Raw genomic sequence first — 22,482 nt, forward strand, 5'->3', positions numbered from 1 at the left:
GACATTTATAGCCTATTTTCCCCGGCCGACTGCATATTTTGTGCGGTCACCCTTAACCGCGCGCGCCGCGTTGCATCAAGGCCAGCGCGCCGAGCATCAACGCCAGGCCGGTCAACAGCGTCAGCGAAGCCATGGCCATGCCCTGGCCGATCGACCCTTGCTCAAACTGACGCCAGATAAACACGGACACGGTTTGCGTCCCCGCCGGAGCCAACAGCAGCGATGTCACCAGTTCACGCGAAGCGACGGCAAACACCATCAGCATCGCCGCCAGCAGCGCCGGAAAGACCAGCGGCAGCACAATCAGCCGCAGCGCCTGCAGCGGCGATGCGCCGTGGACCCGCGCCGCCGGTTCGAGATTATTCCCCAGCTGGCGCAGAGCGCTGCCAACATAGCGCACCGGCCACGGCAGCAGCAGGCAACAGTATGACAATAGCAGCATCCATCCGCTGTTATAGGGCGAAACCGGCCAGAACGGCTGGTTCCACAGCAGAATCAGCCCGACGCCCACGACCACCCCCGGCAGCGCCGCCGGCATCAGCGACAGCGCATCGACGATGCCACGGCCTTTGATTTTCTGCACCAGCACCAGCCATGCGACAATCAGCCCCACCAGGCCGACGATCAGCGCCGACGCCAGCGCCAGCGACAGACTGGTTCCCAGCGCCGACAACGCATCCCCCTGCCTGGCAAACAGCGCGGCAAAATGGCGGAAAGTAAAATTATCGGCATGAATGCCGCCTGATAAGGTCCCCATCAGGCCGGTCAGGACCATCGCCGCGCCCGGCAGCACCACGGCGACGCCTGCGATACCCAGCATCAGCAGAACAGCGGGCAGCGCCAGCCACCCCAGTTCCGCCCCGCTGTTTTCCCCGGCTTGCCGGTCACGCTGGTGACCTCGGTATCCCCCACCAACCGCTTTTGCAGCCACCAGGCCAGCAGCGCGACGCCAATCAGCAGCAGCGACAGTAGCGACGCGCCCGGCAGATCGATGGGCCAGTCAGCCAGTTTTTTCTCAATACCGACGGTGAGCATCACCAGACCGGCCCGCGATCCTAACGCCGCCGGGACGCCAAACTCCTCAATTGCCAGGGTAAACGCCAGCAGCATCCCCGCCGCCAGCGCCGGGGAAAGCATCGGCAGCGTAATATGCCAGAAGGCTCGCCAGGCGCTGGCGCCGTGAACGCGCGCGACGATCGCCAGCCGCTGACCGCTCGCCAGCAGGCTGCGGGAAACGGCAAAATAGACCACCGGGAAGATATTAAAGGTCATCACCAGCACGATCCCGCCGCGGCTGAACAGCAGATCGTTCAGATCCCAGCCGGTGAGCTGTTGCAGATAGCCGTTGCTTTGCAGCACCAGCATCCACGACAGCGCCGCGATATATGGCGGCGTGAGGAACGGGATCAGGAACAGCAGATCCCACAGGCGCGGCAGCGGAACATTAAACAGGCCGCGCAGCACCCCCAGCGGCAGGCCGATAACCACGCTCATCAGCGCGACGCCGCAGGCCACCCACAGGGTGCCGCCGAGCATCGGCAGGAGCTGAGGATCGGCGAACAGCATCGGTACGCCCGTCAGCGCTCCGCTCAGGGAACCGGCGCTGAAATGGGGGAAAATCGCCTGTAAGACGATGAATAAAAGCGGTAACGCCACCAGCACCAGCAGCACCGTCAGAGTGACGCCGGAAATCAGTTTCTGTTTCACGGTAGAGTCCTGGGAATACGGCCCCGTCTCCCGGGTCAGGCGTCAACCGCCCCCCGGGAGAAAGGCAAATTACTGCGCGAAAAGGGTATTGAAGCGGGAAAGTACCGTACTGCGTTCGCTGCTGCCATCGCTGGTGGTCGGCAGAATTTTCAGTTCATTAAGCAGCGGACGTTTAGCCGGGATATCGCTACGTGCGGGCATCAGCCACGCGCCGGCGACCAGCGCCTGGCCTTCCGGCGACAGGACATAGTCAACGAAGGCTTTGGCATCGTCAGCATGCGCCGTGGTTTTAAGGATCATCATCGGCCGCGGGGCAATCACCGTGCCGCTGGCGGGGAAAATCACTTTCAGGGATTCCCCCTGGTCGATATTACCGTAAGAGACATAGTCCACCGCGCCGAACACCGCCGCTTTCGCCCCCTGCATGACCGGCGTCACCGCCTGAGCGTTCGGCCCGCTGACCACCATGCCGTTCTTTTTCAGTTCGTCGAACAATGCCCAGGCCTTGTCGCCCATGCCATTCTGCAACCCGATCAGCAAATCCAGCGATGCGCCGGAGAGCGCCGGATCTGGCGTCGTGACCTTATCTTTAAACGCCGCTTCGGTCAGGTCGCGCCACTCTTTCGGCTCCGGGGTGCCGCTTTTGCTGTTCCAGACGATCCCCAGTGCCGATATCCCCTGCGCAACGTAATCCGCAGATTTCAGGTTCGCCGGGACCTTATCGGCATTGGCGCTTTGATACGGCAGCAGCCAGCCGCGTTGATGCAAATCTTCCGCGGTATCCCAGGAGGCGGAGATCAGCACATCCGCCTGCGGATTGGCCTGCTCCGCGTCGAGACGCGCCATCACCTTACCGGTCGTGGCCTGGAAAATATTGACCTTCACCCCGGTTTTCTTTTCATAGCCGCTGGCGAGACTTTTCGCCAGCGAACCCGGCCCGGCGGTATATACGGTCAGCGCGTGGGCGCTGGACATCATGGTGGCAGACAACAACATCGCGAGCACAGCTCCTTTCTTAACGGTCATAACGGTTTTCATGCGAGTTCCCCGGAGGATGAAGTGATGGTGCGAACGGCGGCAATAGTGCCGGCAGATAAATGAACAATTCGGTCGGCCAGCAGTTCGGCTTCGCGGCGGTCGTGAGTGACATATACCGCGGTGATCCCCAGCTGACGCAGCAGACGGCTCATCTCGACACACAGCGATTCGCGCAGTTCGCTATCGAGGTTGGAGAGCGGTTCGTCAAACAACAGCACGCGAGGTTCGGCAACGATGGCGCGAGCCAGCGCGACGCGCTGCTGCTGACCGCCGGAAAGACCGGAGGGTTTACGATCGGCAAAGCCGTTGAGGCCAACCATCGCCAGCGCATCATTAACCCGCTGTTGTCGCGCTGCGCGCGCTACGCCGCGCATCCGCAGTGGAAAGGCGACATTCTGCGCCGCCGTCATATGCGGCCACAGGGCGTAGTCCTGAAAAACCATGCCGATGTCACGCTGCTCCGGCGCCATACCCCAGCCGGGTTTCGCCACCAGACGATCGCCAAAGCGTATCTCGCCTGCTGCCGGAACGCTGAGCCCCGCCAACAGGCGCAACAGGGTACTTTTGCCGCAGCCAGACGGCCCCAGCAGCGCCACGATGCTACCCGCATCGATATGCAGGTCTATTTGATTCAGGACAGTATGAGTGCCGAAGGCGAACGAAACGCCGTCGAGTTTGATGCCGGTAAGCGCGCGCATTATCGCCCTCCCTGCCGGGAAAGCGTTGCTCCGCCCGCCGTCAACAGCCGGCGGGCCGCACTCACCTGTGATAAAGACAGGAGAGCTAACATATTGTTATCCTCTTTGGGATTTAGTGGTGCCGACTATAGGGAGCCCGCATGACATATTGATTACATTTTCATTGCGGATTAACGTGTTGTCTGGCATCAGACCCATTTACCAAGGAACGCTTATGAGCCGTTTTCGCCACGTGGAACTCCAGTACGCCAGTCGCCTGCTCAATCATGGCCCGACCATTCTGATAACCAGTTACGATGCCGCTTCTCAACGCCGTAACGTCATGGCCGCCGCGTGGTCGATGCCGGTGGAATTTGCCCCGCCGCGACTCGCCATCGTGGTGGATAAAAGTGCCTGGACAAGGGAGATCATTGAGCGCAACGGTACCTTCGGCATCGTGGTCCCCGGCGTAGAAGCTGCCAGCTGGACCTACGCGGTCGGCAGCATCAGTGGACGTGATGAGGATAAATTTAACGCTTACGGCATCCCCGTGGTGCAGGGGCCGGAGCTGGGATTACCGCTGATTGAAGAGAAGTGCCTGGCGTGGATGGAGTGCCGACTGTTGCCGCCAACGGCAGCTCAGGAGCAGTACGACACGCTGTTTGGCGAGGTGGTTTCCGCCGCCGCCGATGAGCGCGCTTTCGTCACCGGACGCTGGCAGTTCGACGACGATAAGATCAATACGCTGCATCATCTCGGCACCGGAAACTTTGTCGCCAGCGGCCGCCACGTGCGCGCCAATACTCCGGAAGAGTAACCCCATTCGCCGGCGCAGGCAGGGTTTACCGGCCTGCCTGGCTTGCTGGCCGCATATGCGCTTCGGGGAAATTGCCCGGCGGCGCTTCGCTGGCACGGGCCTACACGATCGGCGCATGACATCCCCTCCCTCGCCGGTCAGGCTATTCTGTTATCACATCCGCAACCCCGTATTTACTGGCTCGCCTGCCTGGCTTGCTGACCGCATATGCACTTCGGGGAATTGCCCGGCGGCGCTTCGCTGGCACGGGCCTACACGATCGGCGCATGGCATCCACGCCCTCGCCAGTCAGGCTATTCTGCTATCACATCCGCAACCCCGTATTTACTGCCTGGCTTGCTTGCCGCATATACGCTTCGTGGAAATTGCCCGGCGGCGCTTCGCTGGCACGGGCCTACACGATCGGCACATGACATCCACTCCCTCGCCTGCTATCACATCCGCAACCCCGTATTTACTGGCTCGCCTGCCTGGCTTGCTGGCCGCATATGAGCTCCGGGGAATTGCCCGCCGGCGCTTCGCTGGCACGGCCTACACGATCGGCGCATAACATCCCCTCCCTCGCCGGTCAGGCTATTCCGCTATCACCCGTGTCCCCCTGTAGGCCGGGTAAGGCGTCAGCCGCCACCCGGCAAAATACCGGCACGCTGTCCAGGCCCGATTTATCATCTTTTATGCCGATGTTCACAAAACGCGCGTTGACATTTGATTATCGATAAACTCACCCATATAGTTAGGCGCCATACTATATTGCAGAGGCCGCGATGGAGCTTGAACAGAAATATCTTTCGTTATTGCAGGAGGCCCGGCGTCTTCAGCTTGCCGATGTCGATACGATCCGTCTCTGTTTTCAGACCCTCTCGCTGGCCGCTGCGATTGATCGCGATTGTGCGCTGCTGCTGGCGCCATGGGGATTGTCCGAGGGGCGCTTTGTTCTGTTGTTTATACTCGATGGCGCGCCTGACGGTCTGGCCCCCAACGTACTGGCGGAAAAAGCCGGCGTCACCCGGGCAACCATTACCGGATTGCTGAACGGTCTCGAACGCGACCGGCTGATTGAACGCCACGCCGATCCCCTTGATGGCCGGGCCATGCGTATCGCATTAACCTCTGAGGGGAAGCAGCTTATCGCCCGCGTTTTTGCCCGACACAGCCGCTGGATCGCCGGTTTGTTCAGCCCTCTCTCGGCGCAAGAACGCACCCAGCTGTCTGAACTGCTGGCGAAAGTTGCCGCCGGTACCCAGGCAGGAAAAGGAGATGCCCATGCCGGTTGAACAACAACGTAAAGGCGCAACCCGCGTCGCGGATATCCCTGACGACATTTTGCACCGGCTTTCGCGGGGAGAGTTGCCAGGTGCCAACCTGACGGAAATCCTGGCCATCGATCAGGCCGTTCTGCTGCGCTCGGTCTTTCCAGAGCTGTCGCCGGTTTCCCACCAGGCCGCAGAGGGATTGGCTGCGCAGGGTATTGTTAAACGAATGGCGGGTATTGCTCGTCTGTTGCTGAGCGAACTCGGGGAGAGTGGATTCGACCGCTGTGCGGCTCATTCGTCGGATACCGTGCGCGGCTGGGCCTGTTTTATGCTCGGCGCCGCGCCGGATTTAACGCTCGATGCGCGCTTACACGCTATCTATCCCCTGGCCGACGATAGTCATTTTGGTGTTCGCGAATGGGCGTGGCTGGCGCTGCGTCCGCATCTGGCGCACGATCTGGATCTTACTATCGCCCTGCTCACCCCCTGGACCTGTTGCGCATCGCAGTACATTCGCCGTTTTGCCTGCGAGTCCCTGCGCCCGCGCGGCGTCTGGTGCGCGCATATCGCTGAGCTGAAACAACAGCCCCAGCGGGCGCTGGCAATACTTTCCCCACTGCGTGCCGATCCGTCGAGATATGTCCAGGATTCTGTGGCCAACTGGCTGAATGACGCGGGTAAAGAGAGAGCGGAGTGGGTACAGTCGCTCTGCGCGCAATGGCTGGCAGACAACCCGTCTCCCGCCACCTTGCGCATTTGCCAGCGCGCGAGGCGAAATTTAATCTGATGAGCGACGCAGGCGCCCTGCCCGGGCGACAAACGGCGCCGATTGTTGAGCACGGTCGCCCCCTGCGTCGTTCTGCGCAAACATACCGTATAACCAACTCATCCCACCGAAAGGAACTCGCTATGAGCGTACCGCAAACCCAGGCGCAACTCCTGCAAGCCATCAATAAAAACTACGCTAAACTAGCCGGCTATTTGACGCATATTCCCCCGGAGATGACGGAGCAAAAGACCCTTCCCGGTCATGCACAGAACACCGAAATGAGCGTTCGCGATCTGGTCTGTTATCTGCTGGGATGGAATGAACTGGTTCTCAAATGGCTGGCTCACGATGAAGCGCAGCAGCCCATCGACTTCCCGGAAACAGGTTTTCAATGGAACCAGCTTGGGCTGCTGGCGCAAAAGTTCTACCTCGATTACCCCGCGCAGGACTACCCGGCTCTGCTCGATTCTCTGCATCAGGCTAAACGGCGGCTTATCGCCTGCATCGAAGCCCAGGACAATGATTCGCTTTACGGTCGGCCGTGGTATGGGAAATGGACTCTGGGGCGGATGATTTCACTCAACACCTCGTCGCCTTATGCCAACGCCTGCGCCCGCCTGCGCAAGTGGGCGAAGGCACAAAATGTCGCCTTGAAATAGTGGCTCCCTCAGCGCAGCAAACGACGCCTGTCTTCGCTGGGGGTCACCCCAAAAACCTTTTTGTACAGGGTCGTGAAGTGGTTACTGTTGGCAAATCCACACAAATAAGCCACATCGGTAATCGTCATATCCGTTTCCCGGAGCTTTACTCGCGCTGAGACTAAACGCAGGCGTTTTAAATAATTATCCGGCGTCATCCCGGTGGCTTCTTTTATATGGCGAAAAGCAGTACGTGACGTCAGATGAAATTTTTCGGCCAGCTGTTGCCAGTTATGGTCTTCAAAACAGTGCTCCTGTAACCAGGTCAGCAGCTTATGCAGTTTATATTTGGTATTGCTATATTCCGCTTCGGTTTCCGCATACATTATGGTCGTCACCAGCTGGAAAAATGCGGCTTCCCGCAGCGCCCTGTTTTCCCCCCGCTGGCCATCCGCCGAAAATATTTTCCCCACCAGTTCCTTGCAGATATGGCGGGCATCTGGCGCCAGCCAGCCGTAGCAGGAGGCCTGCCGGGAAGAGAAGGTCTGCAATAGCGAATCGAGATGCTGTAAATAATGAAATTCAACCTCGGGGTTAATCAATACATTAATTAATTTCAGTGTTCCAAGCTCATCATAATAATGTACATCCCCAGGCTGAACATAAAAAACGTCGCCCTGCTGAATATATAATGGCCGGCCGTTAATAATATGTAAGCCGTGCCCCTCGTCCACTATCACCAGTTCAGCAAACTCGTGGCTGTGTTCATGACTGTTATCTTCCGGATCGCTGGCGTACATCCCCAGTTTATCCTGCGGATCGGCGAAATAATACTCAACGGTTAATATCATCGTTAACAATATCCAAAACGGCATTCGGGCAGTGGCACGATAATGCATTTTACTGGCTGCCACGTACAAGATTTATAGAATTGTGATCGCCAACCGTCCTACCCCACTATCAGTGCCATTTTCATAACAGGATTGGCATTGCCAGAGTGGTTGTGGCGGGCGTCGACATCTTATGCTGCGTGAAAATCAACTCAGAGGACGCAGTATGTCACAGGCCATTCAACGCAACGCGCAGGTCGCGATGACCCGCCACCCGCATTTTTTACGTACCGCCGAAGCGCTCAGACCCGTACTGCGCAGCCAGTCGCGCCAGCCGATGGCGGTGATACAAGCCCATGCCGACCCCGAGGCCCTGTTCGGCTGGCGCGGGGATGAAGTAGGCACCTTAGCGGACTTTTCCCGGCGTGAACTGACCAGCGGTGACAGTGCGATCATCGATTTCGGCAGCCACATCGTCGGCTATCTGCACTTCACCTGTCTGAGCGCCGGCAGCCCCCCCGACGCCCCGGCCCATTTGCAATTGACCTTCGGCGAAACCCTGTGCGAAGTGTGCGAACCCTTCAGCGATTATCAGGGCTGGCTCAGCAGCAGCTGGTTGCAGCAGCAGGACCTGTGGCTTGACGTGTTGCCCGCCGCCGTCGACCTGCCACGCCGCTACTGCTTTCGCTACCTGAAAGTGGAGGTTAAGGCGGTGTCGGAGAAATTCCGCCTGCGTCTCAACCAGATCCAGGTCAATGCCGTGACGTCAGCAACGCAAACCTGCCCGCCGGCGGTGACCACCGATCCGCAGCTTCAGGCTATTGACCGGGTTGCCGTCCTGACTCTGAAGAACTGTATGCAGGAGGTGTTTGAAGATGGTCCGAAACGTGACCGCCGCCTGTGGCTCGGGGATTTACGCCTGCAGGCGTTGGTCAATGATGTTACCTTCGCGCACCACGATCTGGTCCGCCGCTGTCTGTACCTGTTTGCCGGTCATACCCGGGAAGACGGGATGGTGTCAGCCAACGTTTTCGTCCAGCCGGACGTGCTGGCTGATGATACCTTTCTCTTTGATTACTCTCTTTTTTTTGCCGACATTCTCTATAACTATCTGCACAGTACCGAAGATGACAAAACCGCTCGCGAACTCTGGCCGACGGCGCGTCGACAAATCGACCTCGCCCTGGCCCGCTGCGAAGCGTCTGGCCTGGTGCGCGATAGCGATGACTGGTGGGTCTTTATCGACTGGCAGGCATCATTGAATAAACAAGCCGCGGCTCAGGGCGTGCTGATCTATTGCCTGCGCCGCGCCATCCGGCTGGCCGAGCGCTTTGAGCCTGAGCGGGTGCCGGACTACCGCGCCCGTTTGCAGCAGCTCTGCGCAGCGGTACAGGAGAGACTGTGGGATGAGAAGCAGGGATTTTACGTCAGCGGCGCACAGCGCCAGGTCTCCTGGGCCTCGCAGATCTGGCTGGTGTTGGCGGAAGTCGGTAGCGCCGGGCAGCGTCGGGAGATCATGCATAACCTGCGACGCCATCCGCCGGCCATCGCCATGAATACCCCCTATTTGCGCCATCACTATATCGCCGCCCTGCTGCAGTGCGGGCTCCGTGAAGAAGCCATTGCCGAAATCAAGGCCTACTGGGGCGCGATGATCAACTACGGCGCCGATACCTTCTGGGAAATTTTTGACCCGGCGGATCCTGAGTTTTCCCCTTATGGCAGCAAACTGATCAACAGCTATTGCCATGCGTGGAGCTGTACCCCGGCCTGGTTTATTCGCCAGTACGGACTTTAACAACAACAATAAGCGAGTGCATTTTATGGCAGAAACATTCTTTACCCGATGGCGGCAGCGCATTGGCTATGGCATCGCCGACCTCTCCTGCAACCTCGTGTGGCAGATGATCTCTTTATATCTGATGTTCTTTTATACCGATGTGATGGGCCTTCCCGCCTACTATGTCGGCCTGATGTTCCTCGTCACCCGTCTGGTTGATGGCGTCGCTGACGTACTGATGGGGCTGGTGATCGATAATACCGCCACCCGCTGGGGGCGCTGCCGTCCGTACCTGCTGATTGGCGCAGTACCCTTCGGTGTGCTCTGTATTCTGGCCTTCTACGTGCCCGATTTTGGCACCACCGGTAAGCTGCTCTACGCCTTTGTGACCTACCTGTGTCTGTCGTTTCTCTACACCCTGGTCAATATTCCATTTTGCGCGATGCTCCCGTTTCTGACCAACGACTCGCGGGAGCGCACCACGCTATCGGCGGTGCGTATTCTGCTGGGCTCACTTGGGGCAACGATTGTCGCGGTCGCTACCCTACCGCTGGTCGGGGCGCTGGGCAACGGTAGCCAGGCCGATGGTTTCTTCTATACCGCGGTGGTTTTCGGCGTGATGGCCACCTTCTTCCTGCTGGTGAGCTTCCGTAACGTCAAAGAAAACATCCGCATCACCGAAGAACGGATGACCTTAAAACGTGCGTGGGTCAGCCTGCGCGCCAATCGTCCCTGGTTGGTCTTCGCGGTGAACATTTTCCTGATGTGGGGGGCGTTCTTCTTCCAGACCGGGGCGCTGGTCTATTTCTTCCACTACTACGTTGGCAATAACGATCTGACGGCGATCGTTGCCGGGATCTCCACGTTTGTCCCGCTGCTGGGCACTCTCACCGTTCCGCTGCTCGCCAGCCGGATGAAAAAGCGCCACGTTTATCTGTGGGCGAGCGCGATTAACCTCATGGGTATGGGCATGATGATGGCGGCCGGCGCTAACAGCTGGGGGCTGATTGCCGGGGCGGTGGTACTGTCCCTCGGCGCCGGTCAGCGAACGGCCATTTACTTCTCCATGCAGGCGGATCCCGTGGATTACGGCGTGTGGAAAACCGGCATCAATACGGCGGGGATTTTAACCTCCATCAACGGTTTTTTGGGGAAAGTGGCGATGGCCGGCGCGGGTGCGATCACCGGCGTGCTGCTCTCTTCCGGCGGCTATATCGCTAACCAGGTACAGAGCGACAGCGCAATGTTGGCGATTAAAGCCTGTTATCTCTACATCCCGGCGCTGCTGATCGTTGCCTCAATGCTGTGGATCGGGCGCTTCTATCGCCTTGACGATCATTACGAACAGATTCGCGCCGACCTCGATGCAGGGCGCCGCGCGCCGCCCGACCCGTCGGTGGCTTTAGGAGAAAAACACGCCATCTAAGGCGCCCCTGCACCGTTCTACCTCTGGAATAAATAAGGATTGATATGCGCATCTCTGTGATAAGCGCAGCGGTTTGCTGCGCCCTTTTTTCGGCCTTCGCCGCCGATGCCACGCCGCTTTCTGTCGAACAAAGGCTGGCGCAGCTGGAGGCTCGCCTGAACCATGCCGAACGTGAGGCGGGAGAAGCAAACCGCCGGGTGCAACAGGCGGAACAACGGACCACCGCCGCCGAGCAACGTGCGGCGGCAGCGGAAAAACAGATACAGACCCTGAGCCAAAGAACCGCGGTGGCCGAACAAAAACAGCAGGCGACCGATAAGCAGCTGGCGAAGAGCAGCCTAAGCGACGGGTTTGAGTTCAATGCCTATGCCCGCGCCGGGATGCTGGTTGACAGCCACGGCAAAGGCGCACGCGGCGGCCCGGGGATCTCTCCGGCCAGTTCGCTCAACGGTGATGCCCACGTTGGCCGTCTTGGCAATGAAAAGGATAACTACGTCGAGCTAAGCTTTGGCAAGAAGATGACCTTCAGCGACGGGTCGTGGGCACGCTTCAAAACGATGCTGGCCGATGGTGCGACCAACCCAGACCCGTGGGTACAGGATAACGACAGCCATCATCTGAACGTGCGCCAGCTGTACGTCGAGATGGGAAACTTCGCCGACTTCTCCGGACCGTTTAAGCACGCGTCGATCTGGGCGGGTAAACGCTTTGACCGCGATAACTTTGATATCCACTTTACCGACAGCGATATCATGTTCCTTGGCGGCACCGGCGGCGGGATCTACGACGTCAACTGGGGCGACAGCCTGCGCGGCGATTATTCGCTCTATGCGCGTAATTTTGGCGACCTGGGAAGCGATAACTACGCAGATAACGACATTCAGAACCTGATGTTTACGGCAAACCACTTCTGGCAAAAATGGCAGCTGATGACCACCGCGATGACCGCTCAGGGCAATGATTCGCTGAAAGATAATACCTCCACCACCGGCAGCTACGCTCTGCGCAGCGACAATACGGCGAAAAATGGCTATTACGCGATGCTCGCGTATCACGACAAAGAGCGGTTCTACAGTCTGGCTCCGGGAGTATCGGAAAGTGCTCTGCAGTACGGCAGCGGACTGGGCGCCGAGGCGCGGCAGCCCGGTAGCGACGGCGACCTCACCGAGAACGCCAAATCGTTACGTTTTGCCTCGTACGGCATTTTACCGCTGGGGAAAAACTGGCAGCTGGCGCCATCGGTGATTGCCCAGCATAGTGAAAACCGCTACCGCGACGGCGACCGCTACGACTGGGCGACCTTCAACCTGCGCGTCTCGCAGGCGCTGACCCGTAACTTCGCTCTGCTGTACGAAGCGTCATGGCAGTATATGGACCTGAATCCTGACGGGCGTAGCTACCGCTATAACGACAATCTGTACCAGTATCAGGCGGTGAGCGGCGATTTCTATAAGCTGACCTTTGCGCCGACGTTTAAGGTCGGCGATGTGTTTGATATCAAGGCTCGCCCGGAAATTCGGTTCTTCGTAACGTGGATGAACTGGGACAAAGCGCTGGATCACTACGCTATCAACGATGATTTTGGCAGCAAAGGCTTTACCGCCGGGGGGAACTGGAACTTCGGCATCCAGTCGGAGATTTGGTTCTAATCGGCAAAACCGTGGCCGCTGCTGCGGATGATGATCTGCAGAAAACAGGTCGCCCGGACCCTGCACAGCATCGCCCGGGCGACAACTTCCGCACCCTTTTAAAACCGTACTCCGTGACAACAGACCGCCACGGCGACGGGCCTGGCAGCGGCCAGCTGACAGGTAGCCCGGACAGGTGCGGCAATCACTGTCCGGGAAAGGTTCGCCATTACATGCTGTAACCCGGCTTCTTAATCAGCTGCTCCATCTGCGGGGCGATTTCGCTGTCCCAGACTTTTTGCCAGTCGCTTTGCTCAACCAGATTGAGGGCGACGCTCACCGCCCCGTCTTTACTGTTCAGATGGCGGATCAGCACCTCGGTAATGTCGGCGGCCAGGGCGCTTTTTTGATCATCGGTCAGTTCGCGGGGAAAACATTTAATATCAACATGCGGCATAGCAGGCTCCTTATTGTGAGAGCAATAAACTAGCATAGCGGTAGTCAGTCGGTTGGCCTTTTGTGCTTTAAATCAACTCGTTGTCACGCAGTACCTGCTGCAGATCCGGGTGCTGACAGACTTTGTCAGCCACGGCGACAAACTTCGGCGTATGGGCGGAAAACCACTCCCGCCGCGGACCCCAGCGGCACATCGTCGCAATATAACAATCCAGCAGGGTTATCTCCGCCCCCAACGCATAAGGCGCCGCCGCCAGCTGCTGCTCCAGCCACAGGTACAGCGATTGACGATAGCGGATGCAGTTTTGCCGCAGTTGCTCCGCCGCATCGGCGGCCCAGCGCTGCGGATAATCGGCGTAGGTAAAGGTGGGATAAACATTGGCCACCAGCCAGATCAACAGACGCTGAAACTGATGGCGCTGCGCTGTGCCCGGCGCCGGCGCCAGATCCGGACGGCTATCGAGGATCATCAGAGCCATCGCGGCGGTTTCGGTCATCACGCTGCCATCCGCCAGTCGCAAAGTGGGAACCTGACACAGCGGGTTTATCTGCATCAGGCTATCGCGCTGCGGCCCCGGCTGGTCGAAGCCTGCTACGTTAACGAAATGGTAAGGAATGTTGGCGAGGGTCAGCATCAGCTCACCGATCGCCGATCCCCAGCCGGGAACGCCATAGACAGTAATCATCATCTGCCTCCACGATAAAGCTTAAGTTTAGACACAAAATCGGGCTGACATGCTGGAGATCCGGCCAGCAGTACGGCGCAAGATGCTACAGAACAGGCGTTATCCGCGATGATCTTTGACCGGTAGCGCTACGTTTAGCGTAGCGACGCCCTGCTTTTCAATACCTCATACCTTACCGTTTATCCGCAGAATACTCGCGGCGTTGCAAGCAATATTCATGGCTGACGATTGAGAAAGGGTGAAAATGTCTTCCAGAATTTTTTGGCACACTGAATGTCATATAAGCTGTTAACCACGGCACTGACAATCAGAATAAACATCGCCAGGTAAACAAGAAATAAAACGACAAAACAGGCTACCGCGGCCGCGCCTGACATTTCGGCTACCACGTCGGGCACCGACATAAAGAATCCGTATATGATAGCGGCAATCATCAGCCCGCCGAAAATAACTATCTCCCGGCGCGCCTTTTTCCTTTTACTGGACGGTTGCGTCACGCCTGAATCCGTAACATTCAGCAGCCTCGACATCCGAAGAAAGCTATTCAGGGTTGGCTCATTGAAATCGATATTGTTGCTGGCAATATACTCAAGAATTTTATGGCTGATGGTCACCGGATATCTTATGCCGATACCTTCATATAACGCCTTGATAGCCAGTAAATCAAACGGGGTAAGATCGTTTTTATTTTTCAATTGTTTAATACGGCGAAACGTTGCCAGGCGCTTTTCCACATTCACTTTATCAAACTGACTGTCACGATGAAGCTTCCTGCCTTCTCCCCAGCGATTATAAACAGCGCGAATGAATGCGACAACAGCAGGAAACACCACGCCCGATAAGGGTATAATAACTTCTGATAATATATTCACTTCAATCCCTTGATGATTATTGATGTAAAGAGATGGTCCCAGCAGAACCGCGGAGTGAAAATATTAACCACACGAAAAATATACGGATTTTGATAAAAATCAAAATCGTCATCATCATATTTATCTTTGGAATTAAAAACCGGCGAGCTGAAAATGATGGTGCAGCTATCATATTAAATACGTTGCCGAAAGTTAAATCCGCCACACAACGCATAAAGTGACATTGACATCATCTTTGCCGATTGCTGAACACCGCGATGAAAGTCGCTATCAATAATAATCCCCCGCTGTTTCGCCCCGTACTCCGGCGAAACAGCGGTTTTTTTAGTAGGTAATGCCCGGCGGATTCACCTGCGATTGTGTCACCGCCTCTCCCTGTTCGCCCCAGCGCGCCAGCACCTGCTGGTACTCTCCGCGCGCAATGGCGCCATCGAGCGCCGCCTGCAACGCATACACCAGGCCATTGCCCTTTTTGGTGGTGGTGGCGACCCAGGCCTTTTTCGGCCCCAGCCCAACCACTTTGGTTGCTCCGGTCAGCGCCGCTTTATAGGCTGCCGTGGACTGCGGGCCAAAAAAGACGTCGGCGCGCCCTGACTGAATATAGAGGTTGCCGGAGGCGTCATCGGTCAAATAGATCGGCAAAGCCGGTTGACGTCCCGCCGCTTCATTTTCCCCGTTCCAGCCCAGCAAAATGCGCTCCTGATTCGTGCCGGATCCGACGATCACCTTCCGCCCGGAGAGATCCGCCGCACCGCTGATTTTGTCGATGGCGCTGGTGGATTTAACCGAAAATGCCAGCGAATCGACGCGATAGGTGGCGAAATCGAACTTCTCTTTGCGCGGTTCGGTGACGGCGATATTGACCAGCGCCACGTCATAGCGCCCGGAGGTGATCCCCAGCGGCCAGTCTTCCCATGCCGTCGGCACCAGTTTCAGCTTGAGGCCTAAACTGCCGGCCAGCAGACGGGCAATATCCGGGTCGCTACCGATCCGCGTCCGGTTGTCGCTGGCCAGCAGCGCCAGCGGCGGGGAATTAAGCGCTGAAATCGCCACCGTCAGCGTACCGGGTTCAACAAAGCGATAGCTGGCCGGGATCCTGGCGATCGCGGCGTTGTCCACCGTTACCGGCAGCGGCCGTTCATTCGCCCGGAGATCGATTTCCGCCTGCGCTCCCGCAGAGAGCGCGCCCAGCGCCAGGGCGACTATCCTTTTTTTCATGCCAGCACCTTTGATAAAAATTGCCGCGTACGCTGATGCTGCGGATGATTGAGCACCGCATCGCTGCTGCCCTGCTCAATAATTTTCCCCTCGACCATAAACACCACCTGATCGGCCACTTCGCGGGCAAAACCAATCTCATGCGTCACCACCACCAGCGTGGTACCGGAGCGGGCCAGCTTTTTAATCACATCGAGCACTTCGCCCACCAGCTCCGGATCCAGCGCCGATGTCGGTTCATCGAACAGCAGCACTCGCGGCTTGAGGGCCAGCGCCCTGGCGATGGCAATACGCTGCTGCTGGCCGCCGGAGAGATGGCGCGACCAGGCCTCGGCCTTGTGGCGCAGCCCCACCACGTCCAGCAGCTCATAAGCGCGCGCGATGGCCTCTTTGCGGCTCGCCTGCCGGTGGGCAATCGGCGCTTCAATCAGGTTTTCCAGCACCGTCAGATGCGGGAACAGGTTGAAGTTCTGAAAGACGTAGCCGACGTTAACGCGCTGGCGCAGAATCTCTCTCTCCTTCAGCTCATAGAGCTTATCGCCCTGGCGCCGATAGCCAATGTAGTCGCCATCAATCTGAATAAACCCTTCATCCACTCGCTCAAGATGGTTTATGGCACGCAGCAGGGTTGATTTCCCCGAACCGGATGGCCCGAGGATCACCGTCACCGTGCCGGGCGCAATTTCCAGCGAGACATCATCCAGCGCTTTATGGCGGCCAAAATACTTACTGACGCCGGTAATCGAAATATGGCCGTTATGAGAGTTGGGCATGAATGGCCTCCTGCGGTTTCTGCGGCTGGCGAGAGGATTCATCGGCGCGCGCCCGGCGCGGCGAGTTGACCGCCGAACGGCGTTCGCTGCGCGCCAGGGCGCGTTCCACCAGATATTGAATCAGCGACAGGACGCTGGTGATAGCCAGATACCAGACGGCCCCCACCATCAACAGCGGGATCACCTCCTGGGTTCGGTTGTAAATCATCTGGATGGTGTAAAACAGCTCGGGCATCGCCAGCACATAAACCATCGCGGTCCCTTTGGCGAGGCTGATAATCTCATTGAAACCAGAGGGTAAAATCGTGCGCAGCGCCTGAGGCAGAATAATACGCAGCGTACGCCGCCACGCCGGCAGCCCCAGCGCCGCAGCCGCCTCATACTGACCGTGGTCAACGCCGAGGAAACCGCCGCGAATGATCTCCGCGGTATAGGCGCTCTGCACCAGCGTCAGCCCCACGACCGCGGTGGAGAACTGCCCCAGCACATTGATGGTCTGATAACTCCCCCAGCTGATCCCGGTAAACGGAATACCGAGCGATAGCGTGTCATACAGATAAGAGAAGTTGTAGAGGATGATCAGCACCACAATCAGCGGCAGCGATCGAAACAGCCAGATATAGCCCCAGGCCAGGCTGCTCAGCAGCCACGAGGAAGAGAGCCTGGCCAGCGCCAGCAGTCCGCCAAAAATCACGCTCAGGACGGTACCCAGCAGCGTCAGCAGCAGCGTTTGTCCCAGCCCTTCAAGAATGACCGGGTCAAAGAACCAGCGGGCGAAAACCGCCCACTCCCAGCGCGGGTTAAAGGCTACCGACTGCACGACGACCGCCAGCACCAGCAGCGCCACCACCGCGCCAACGGCGCGCAGCGGATAGCGCGCCGGGATCACTTTAATCGTTTCCGATCTGTTCATGTTCTCTCCTCAGGCGCTGCGGCTTAAAACGCTTACTGCCAGCGCTTTGGTGAACCGTAACCGTCCGTCAAATGGCGGCTGGCTGTACTCTTCCGGGTTGCGTGCCAGGTCAAACTGCGCGTCGTACCCCTGACTCAGATAGAGCCTGACCGCTTCCGGCTGGCGAAAGCCGGTCGTCAGGTAGATATGGCTGTAACCTGCCAAAACCGCCCGCCGCTCCAGCTCCTGTACCACTTTCGCCGCCAGCCCCTGCTGGCGCAGGGCCGAATGGGTCCAGATGCGTTTGATTTCCGCCGTATGACTGTCCTTCGGCTTATAGGCGCCGGTGGCGATAATTTCGCCTTCACGTTCAAGGACGATAAACAGCCCCTGCGGCGGCAGATACCACTCGGTCAGCTCAACCTCCGCATCGCGAGAAAAATAGTCGCCATAGCGCGACGCGTATTCGGCGAACAGGCCGTGAATAATCGGCTGGAGTTCCGGCGCTTCAGGTGAGATATCGCGAAATGCTGCACTCATATTGCCTCCTGTTAATCGCCCAGCCCAGCCGGGTTAATTTCGGATTGCGGGATGCTCTCCACGCTTTCCCCCCAGCGGGTAAGCACTTTGCCATAGTCACCGTTCTGAATGGCGCCGTTTAACGCCGTCTGCACGGCCTCAACCAACCCGCTGCCTTTTTTCAGCGTAACTGCAATGTGCGCCGCTTTCGGCCAACCGCCGTCCACGCTGCCCACCAGTTTGGTCTTCCCGGTCAGCGCGGCCTTCCAGGCGCCGATCACGTTCGGGCCAAAAAAGGCGTCGGCGCGACCGGACTGAATGGCCAGCGTCTGGGCGGCATCATCCTTGGTGTAGACCGGCGTAAAGGGCTTCAGCCCCTTTTTCAGGTTTTCCGCATTCCACGCCAGCAGAATGGCTTCCTGGTTAGTGCCGGAGCCGACGATAATCCGCAGCCCGGCAATGTCTTCCGCCTGGTCAATTTTACTCAGCGGGCTGGTACTCTTGACGTAGAAACCCAGCGAGTCCTTACGATAGGTGGCAAAGTCGAACTTCTCTTTGCGCTCTTTGGTGACGGTAATATTGCTGATCGCGGCATCATATTTGCCGGAGGAGACGCCCAGCGGCCAGTCCTCCCAGGAGGTCGGCACGACGTTCAGCTCCAGCCCCAGGCTGTCGGCGACCAGGCGGGCGATATCGACTTCGCTGCCGAGCAGGGTCTTGTTGTCGTCCGAGAAGACGGTCAGTGGCGGCGAGTTCAGCGCCGCGACCGCCACGGTAAATTTACCCGGTACCGCAAGGTGATAATTCGCCGGCAGCCGGGCGATCGCCTGCGGATTTTTGGCCGTGTGCACCGGCGCTTTATTGGCCTCCACGCTTACGCCGGTACCGTTGATATTGACGTCCTGCGCCCATAATGGCGCGCTGAAACCCAGCGCAAGGGCCAGTAAAAGTGACTTTTTCTGCATAGCGAGCGTTCTCTGTTGTTATTGTTGTTGGAATTGATTAACCGGCTGCGTCAGCCCCAGGCTTTCGCGCAACGTCGTTCCCGGATACTCCCGACGGAACAGCCCGCGCGCTTGCAAAATCGGCACCACCCGATCGACAAAGCGCGGGAAGGTATCCGGCGTGCCGCCCTGAATGATAAAACCGTCGGCCCCTCGCTGTTCAAACCAGAGCTGCAAACCGTCGGCGACCTCCTGCGGCGTACCGGCGAAAAGCGGGCGCGGGCTGGCGGCTTCCAGCGCGACCTGGCGCAGAGTCAGTCCACGTTCGCGCGCATTGCGCTTAATTTCATCGGTGGTGCTGCGGAAGCTGTTTTTCCCGAGGTCGCCAATATCGGGGAACGGTTCATCCAGCGGATACTGCGCAAAGTCATGGTGTTCGAAATAGCGTCCGAGGTAGTTGAGGGCATCCTCAATCGATACCAGCGCGGCGGTCGTCTGGTATTGCTGTTCGACGTCGTCGGCATCGTCACCAACAATCACGCTGACGCCCTGGAAGATATGTAGTTGGTTATCCTGACGACCGCAGGCCTCCAGCTGATGCTTCACATCTCGATAAAACGCCTGCGCTTCCGCCAGTGACGCCTGATGGGTAAAAATGGCATCGGCATGGCGGGCCGCCAGCTTTTTACCGTCATCGGAGGCCCCGGCCTGAAAAATAATCGGCCGCCCCTGCGGCGTACGGGAAATATTGAGCGGGCCGGCAACCTGGAAAAAATCACCGCGATGGTCGAGGGTATGCAGCTTATTTTTATCGAAGAACTGTCCGGTAGCTTTATTACGGACGAAGGCATCTTGTTCCCAGGAATCCCATAATCCTTTCACCACCCGCAAATATTCATCGGCAATACGGTAGCGCAGCGCGTGGTCAGGATGCTGCGCGCGCGAAAAGTTTTTTGCCGATCCTTCCAGCGGCGAGGTCACTACGTTCCAGCCCGCGCGTCCCTGACTCAGATGGTCAAGGCTGGCAAACTGCCTCGCGGTGGTAAAAGGCTCGCTGTAGGAGGTCGATAAGGTGCCCACCAGCCCGAGATTGCGGGTGACCGCCGCCAGCGTCGAGAGCACGGTCAGCGGTTCAAAACGGTTTAAAAAATGCGGGATAGATTTCTCATTAATATATAAACCATCGGCAACAAATAAAAAGTCCAGCTTGCCCTCTTCGGCTTTTAAGGCCGTCTGCTTAACGAACTCAAAATTAATACTGGCATCCGCCTGCGCGGCCGGATGACGCCAGGCGGACATATTTCCCGATGCGCCGTGTAATATTGTGCCCAGACGCAATTGTCGTTTTTCAGACATAGCAACCCCTTTCCTTGCCGAAAATAAAAACAGAAGCCCGAACGCTCAGGCGTCAGATCTGGCCTAAAGCCTGCTCCGCCAGCGCCGCAAAATAGCGGGCCGCCGGGGCAATTAAGTTGTCATCCGGATTGTAGGCCGGGTGGTGAAGACCAAATTCGCTGGCGCTGCCGATACTGACAAACGCGCCGGGAATATGCTGTAGATAGACGGCGAAATCCTCGCCGCCCATATGCAGATCCGCATGGCGGGTGCGGTAGCCGGAGCGAGCGGCAACGTCGCTGGCAAATTCCGCCCAGCGCGGGTCATTGACCAACGCCGTGGGACCGGCGTACCAGAACACATCTATCTGGGCGCCAAAAGCACTGGCGAAACCGGCGGCAATATCGCTGACCCGCGCCTTGACCCGCTGCTGCACCTCGCTGCTGTGGGTACGCAGGGTACCTTCCAGCTCCACGCTTTCCGGCAGCACGTTCCAGGTATTGCCCCCCTGGATCCGCGTTACGCTCAGGACCACCGAATCGAGGGTATTCACCTCGCGGCTGGCCACGCTCTGCAGGACGGTGACCAGCTGGCTGGCCAGCAAAATCGCATCTTTGCCTTCGTGCGGTCGGGCGGCATGCGCCCCTTTGCCGGTGACCTTAAAGACGAAACGATCGACGTTGGCGTAGAACGCCCCGCCGCGGGTGGCGAACTCGCCCAGCGGCAGGCCGGGTTCATTATGCATACCGAAGATCGCCGAGACGCCCTCCAGCGCCCCGGCGCGAATCAGGGTTTTCGCCCCGCCAAAATTCTCTTCCGCCGGCTGGAACAGAATCCGTACTCGTCCCGGGAGCGTCGCTTCGCGTTCTTTCAGCAGCAGCGCCGCCCCCAGCATCACGCTGGTGTGAATATCATGGCCGCAGGCGTGCATCACCCCTTCGTTTTGCGAGCGATACGGCAGGCCGGTGGTCTCGGCGATCGGCAGCGCATCGATATCTGCACGCAGGGCGATAATCTTCTCGCCGCGGCCCACTTCGACGACCAGGCCGGTTTTCAGCGCGTAGGGCAGCACCCGCAGGCCGCCGCTCTCAAGCCAGTCGCGGATGCGCGCCGTCGTCGCCACCTCCTGCAACGAAAGTTCCGGATACTGATGCAGCTCGCGCCGCCAGCTAATCAGCTGTTGTTCAAAGCTCATGGCAACACCTCCGCGCCAAGATGGGCCTGAGCCAGCAGGCGGAGTGAGTCGAGGCGCGCCTGCCCCTCGGCGATCGGCGTGTCGATGATAAATTCGTCAATATGCCAGGCGGCATGCAGGGCGTCGAGCTGCGCTTTTACTTCGTCTGCGGTTCCCGCCAGCAGCGAGGCCTCGCGGCGGGCGATGCGCACCGGCGGACTTCCGGCCTGACGGGCAAAGGCGGCCGCCTGCGCTTCGCTACCTACCGTCACCCGCTGGCCGTTTTCCAGTTCGACGCCCCAGATTTCAATCTGCTTCGCCAGTTCAATCGCCGTGGCGCTCTCTTCAGCGACAATGACCTGGATAGCGATGATGGCGTCGCGGCGACTCAGCGCCCGCCAGCGGGTTAACACCTCGCGCAGCAGCGTTTTGTCGCCGTTAAGGTGGGCGGCGAAAACGAAATTCCAGTCCAGCCGGGCGGCGAGCTGAACGCTCTCCAGGCTGGCGCCGAGCAGGAAGCCGTCGGCGCGACGCGGCGGGATTGGCGTGGCGCGCAGGTTCTCTTCCCCTGCGGCATCGGTGAGCGACAGCCAGTTATCCAGCTGGGCGAGGCTATCGGCAAAAGTCCCCTTCTCCGCCGGATCAATCCCCTGCTGCAGCGCCCGCGTTGCCAGCGGCAGGCCGCCCGGCGCTTTTCCGACGCCAAGATCGACGCGGCCAGGCGCTATCGAGGCCAACAGGTTGAAGTTTTCCGCCACTTTGTACGGGCTGTAGTGTTGCAGCATGACGCCGCCGGATCCGACGCGAATCTGCCGGGTCTGGCCGAGGATCCAGGCAATCACCACTTCCGGCGACGGGCTGGCTAATTGATCGGTGTTGTGGTGCTCGGCAATCCAGAAGCGGTGATAGCCCCAGGCTTCCGCCTGTTGCGCCAACGTTAATGTACGCGTCAGCGCCTGAGCGGCCGTTTCTCCCGCCGCCAGCGGACTTTTATCCAGGATACTGATTCGATAAGACATTTCGCAGGCTCGTATTAATTAACATGCCTGC

General features: G+C 58.5%; 19 protein-coding genes and 2 pseudogenes. 7 read left to right on the top strand and 14 right to left on the bottom strand.

Going from position 1 to position 22,482, the window contains the following annotated elements:
• Positions 1-52: 52 nt before the first annotated feature.
• The 3 genes and pseudogenes from OQV00_RS13535 to OQV00_RS13545 form a co-directional block, all read right to left on the bottom strand.
• Positions 53-1,707: pseudogene (locus OQV00_RS13535) on the bottom strand (ABC transporter permease).
• Between the two features lie 69 nt (positions 1,708-1,776).
• On the bottom strand, positions 1,777-2,745 hold the full coding sequence (locus tag OQV00_RS13540) for an ABC transporter substrate-binding protein (RefSeq protein WP_004861664.1): 969 nt from the start codon (positions 2,743-2,745) through the stop codon (positions 1,777-1,779).
• Entirely contained in the window at positions 2,742-3,446 is a 705-nt protein-coding gene (locus OQV00_RS13545) for an ABC transporter ATP-binding protein (RefSeq protein ID WP_162098180.1), read from the bottom strand. Before OQV00_RS13545 ends, OQV00_RS13540 begins: the two co-directional genes overlap by 4 nt.
• A gap of 211 nt (positions 3,447-3,657) precedes the next feature.
• Between OQV00_RS13545 and OQV00_RS13550 the strand changes: the two genes are divergently transcribed.
• From OQV00_RS13550 to OQV00_RS13565, 4 genes are all read left to right on the top strand, one after another.
• A complete protein-coding gene (locus OQV00_RS13550) occupies positions 3,658-4,239 on the top strand; it encodes a flavin reductase family protein (RefSeq protein ID WP_004861659.1) in 582 nt (193 codons plus the stop codon).
• A 764-nt stretch (positions 4,240-5,003) separates the two neighbouring features.
• On the top strand, positions 5,004-5,513 hold the full coding sequence (locus OQV00_RS13555) for a MarR family winged helix-turn-helix transcriptional regulator (protein WP_004861657.1): 510 nt from the start codon (positions 5,004-5,006) through the stop codon (positions 5,511-5,513).
• Entirely contained in the window at positions 5,503-6,279 is a 777-nt protein-coding gene (locus OQV00_RS13560) for a DNA alkylation repair protein (protein ID WP_004861654.1), read from the top strand. The genes OQV00_RS13555 and OQV00_RS13560 overlap by 11 nt, the downstream gene beginning before the upstream one ends.
• A gap of 122 nt (positions 6,280-6,401) precedes the next feature.
• Positions 6,402-6,920, top strand: a complete 519-nt coding sequence (locus tag OQV00_RS13565) for a ClbS/DfsB family four-helix bundle protein (RefSeq protein WP_004861652.1) — start codon at positions 6,402-6,404, stop codon at positions 6,918-6,920.
• 8 nt (positions 6,921-6,928) lie between these two features.
• Here the strand turns inward: OQV00_RS13565 and OQV00_RS13570 are convergent, their stop codons facing one another.
• Complete coding sequence (locus OQV00_RS13570) at positions 6,929-7,750, bottom strand: helix-turn-helix domain-containing protein (protein WP_004861650.1); 822 nt, start codon at positions 7,748-7,750, stop codon at positions 6,929-6,931.
• Positions 7,751-7,955: 205 nt separating this feature from the next.
• Between OQV00_RS13570 and OQV00_RS13575 the strand changes: the two genes are divergently transcribed.
• Genes OQV00_RS13575 through OQV00_RS13585 form a run of 3 tightly spaced genes read left to right on the top strand, consistent with a single transcriptional unit; the run spans position 7,956 to position 12,584 of the window.
• Entirely contained in the window at positions 7,956-9,527 is a 1,572-nt protein-coding gene (locus OQV00_RS13575) for an alpha-L-rhamnosidase-related protein (RefSeq protein WP_044351475.1), read from the top strand.
• 25 nt (positions 9,528-9,552) lie between these two features.
• Positions 9,553-10,935, top strand: a complete 1,383-nt coding sequence (locus OQV00_RS13580) for an MFS transporter (protein WP_266278737.1) — start codon at positions 9,553-9,555, stop codon at positions 10,933-10,935.
• Between the two features lie 44 nt (positions 10,936-10,979).
• Positions 10,980-12,584, top strand: coding sequence for a carbohydrate porin (locus OQV00_RS13585; RefSeq protein WP_266278739.1), 1,605 nt, complete (start codon positions 10,980-10,982; stop codon positions 12,582-12,584).
• Between the two features lie 208 nt (positions 12,585-12,792).
• Here OQV00_RS13585 and pptA read toward each other — a convergent pair whose 3' ends face one another.
• The 10 genes and pseudogenes from pptA to OQV00_RS13635 all read right to left on the bottom strand — a co-directional run bounded on the left by pptA (position 12,793) and on the right by OQV00_RS13635 (position 22,451).
• Complete coding sequence (gene pptA, locus OQV00_RS13590) at positions 12,793-13,020, bottom strand: tautomerase PptA (protein ID WP_004861642.1); 228 nt, start codon at positions 13,018-13,020, stop codon at positions 12,793-12,795.
• Positions 13,021-13,087: 67 nt separating this feature from the next.
• On the bottom strand, positions 13,088-13,705 hold the full coding sequence (locus tag OQV00_RS13595; protein ID WP_004861641.1) for a glutathione S-transferase family protein: 618 nt from the start codon (positions 13,703-13,705) through the stop codon (positions 13,088-13,090).
• A gap of 215 nt (positions 13,706-13,920) precedes the next feature.
• Positions 13,921-14,577 (bottom strand): hypothetical protein, encoded by a 657-nt coding sequence (locus tag OQV00_RS13600; protein WP_064357084.1) that lies wholly within the window; start codon positions 14,575-14,577, stop codon positions 13,921-13,923.
• Positions 14,578-14,901: 324 nt separating this feature from the next.
• Positions 14,902-15,795 carry a transporter substrate-binding domain-containing protein gene (locus OQV00_RS13605; RefSeq protein WP_064357085.1) on the bottom strand — a complete coding sequence of 298 codons (894 nt, stop codon included), beginning with the start codon at positions 15,793-15,795 and terminating at the stop codon, positions 14,902-14,904.
• Positions 15,792-16,568 carry an amino acid ABC transporter ATP-binding protein gene (locus OQV00_RS13610; RefSeq protein WP_004861634.1) on the bottom strand — a complete coding sequence of 259 codons (777 nt, stop codon included), beginning with the start codon at positions 16,566-16,568 and terminating at the stop codon, positions 15,792-15,794. Before OQV00_RS13610 ends, OQV00_RS13605 begins: the two co-directional genes overlap by 4 nt.
• Positions 16,552-17,481 (bottom strand): amino acid ABC transporter permease, encoded by a 930-nt coding sequence (locus OQV00_RS13615; RefSeq protein WP_004861632.1) that lies wholly within the window; start codon positions 17,479-17,481, stop codon positions 16,552-16,554. The genes OQV00_RS13610 and OQV00_RS13615 overlap by 17 nt, the downstream gene beginning before the upstream one ends.
• A 9-nt stretch (positions 17,482-17,490) precedes the next feature.
• Positions 17,491-18,000 carry a GNAT family N-acetyltransferase gene (locus tag OQV00_RS13620; RefSeq protein ID WP_004861630.1) on the bottom strand — a complete coding sequence of 170 codons (510 nt, stop codon included), beginning with the start codon at positions 17,998-18,000 and terminating at the stop codon, positions 17,491-17,493.
• 11 nt (positions 18,001-18,011) lie between these two features.
• Positions 18,012-20,279 (bottom strand): annotated as a pseudogene (locus OQV00_RS13625) (NtaA/DmoA family FMN-dependent monooxygenase).
• Between the two features lie 52 nt (positions 20,280-20,331).
• Positions 20,332-21,453, bottom strand: coding sequence for a M20 peptidase aminoacylase family protein (locus OQV00_RS13630; RefSeq protein ID WP_065906479.1), 1,122 nt, complete (start codon positions 21,451-21,453; stop codon positions 20,332-20,334).
• The gene (locus OQV00_RS13635; protein WP_015584404.1) at positions 21,450-22,451 is read right to left on the bottom strand and encodes an MsnO8 family LLM class oxidoreductase; all 1,002 of its coding nucleotides are present in this window, start codon (positions 22,449-22,451) and stop codon (positions 21,450-21,452) included. Before OQV00_RS13635 ends, OQV00_RS13630 begins: the two co-directional genes overlap by 4 nt.
• Positions 22,452-22,482: the final 31 nt, after the last annotated feature.

Source organism: Klebsiella sp. DY2415 (assembly GCF_026314315.1).
Classification (GTDB): Bacteria; Pseudomonadota; Gammaproteobacteria; order Enterobacterales; family Enterobacteriaceae; genus Klebsiella; species Klebsiella ornithinolytica.

What these genes read in the sequence shown, in the direction of transcription:
- OQV00_RS13540 (WP_004861664.1), bottom strand. Translation starts at nt 2,745, where the DNA reads ATGAAAACCGTTATGACCGTTAAGAAAGGAGCTGTGCTCGCGATGTTG.
- OQV00_RS13550 (WP_004861659.1), top strand. Translation starts at nt 3,658, where the DNA reads ATGAGCCGTTTTCGCCACGTGGAACTCCAGTACGCCAGTCGCCTGCTC.
- OQV00_RS13555 (WP_004861657.1), top strand. Translation starts at nt 5,004, where the DNA reads ATGGAGCTTGAACAGAAATATCTTTCGTTATTGCAGGAGGCCCGGCGT.
- OQV00_RS13560 (WP_004861654.1), top strand. Translation starts at nt 5,503, where the DNA reads ATGCCGGTTGAACAACAACGTAAAGGCGCAACCCGCGTCGCGGATATC.
- OQV00_RS13565 (WP_004861652.1), top strand. Translation starts at nt 6,402, where the DNA reads ATGAGCGTACCGCAAACCCAGGCGCAACTCCTGCAAGCCATCAATAAA.
- OQV00_RS13570 (WP_004861650.1), bottom strand. Translation starts at nt 7,750, where the DNA reads ATGATATTAACCGTTGAGTATTATTTCGCCGATCCGCAGGATAAACTG.
- OQV00_RS13575 (WP_044351475.1), top strand. Translation starts at nt 7,956, where the DNA reads ATGTCACAGGCCATTCAACGCAACGCGCAGGTCGCGATGACCCGCCAC.
- OQV00_RS13580 (WP_266278737.1), top strand. Translation starts at nt 9,553, where the DNA reads ATGGCAGAAACATTCTTTACCCGATGGCGGCAGCGCATTGGCTATGGC.
- OQV00_RS13585 (WP_266278739.1), top strand. Translation starts at nt 10,980, where the DNA reads ATGCGCATCTCTGTGATAAGCGCAGCGGTTTGCTGCGCCCTTTTTTCG.
- pptA (WP_004861642.1), bottom strand. Translation starts at nt 13,020, where the DNA reads ATGCCGCATGTTGATATTAAATGTTTTCCCCGCGAACTGACCGATGAT.
- OQV00_RS13595 (WP_004861641.1), bottom strand. Translation starts at nt 13,705, where the DNA reads ATGATTACTGTCTATGGCGTTCCCGGCTGGGGATCGGCGATCGGTGAG.
- OQV00_RS13605 (WP_064357085.1), bottom strand. Translation starts at nt 15,795, where the DNA reads ATGAAAAAAAGGATAGTCGCCCTGGCGCTGGGCGCGCTCTCTGCGGGA.
- OQV00_RS13610 (WP_004861634.1), bottom strand. Translation starts at nt 16,568, where the DNA reads ATGCCCAACTCTCATAACGGCCATATTTCGATTACCGGCGTCAGTAAG.
- OQV00_RS13615 (WP_004861632.1), bottom strand. Translation starts at nt 17,481, where the DNA reads ATGAACAGATCGGAAACGATTAAAGTGATCCCGGCGCGCTATCCGCTG.
- OQV00_RS13620 (WP_004861630.1), bottom strand. Translation starts at nt 18,000, where the DNA reads ATGAGTGCAGCATTTCGCGATATCTCACCTGAAGCGCCGGAACTCCAG.
- OQV00_RS13630 (WP_065906479.1), bottom strand. Translation starts at nt 21,453, where the DNA reads ATGAGCTTTGAACAACAGCTGATTAGCTGGCGGCGCGAGCTGCATCAG.
- OQV00_RS13635 (WP_015584404.1), bottom strand. Translation starts at nt 22,451, where the DNA reads ATGTCTTATCGAATCAGTATCCTGGATAAAAGTCCGCTGGCGGCGGGA.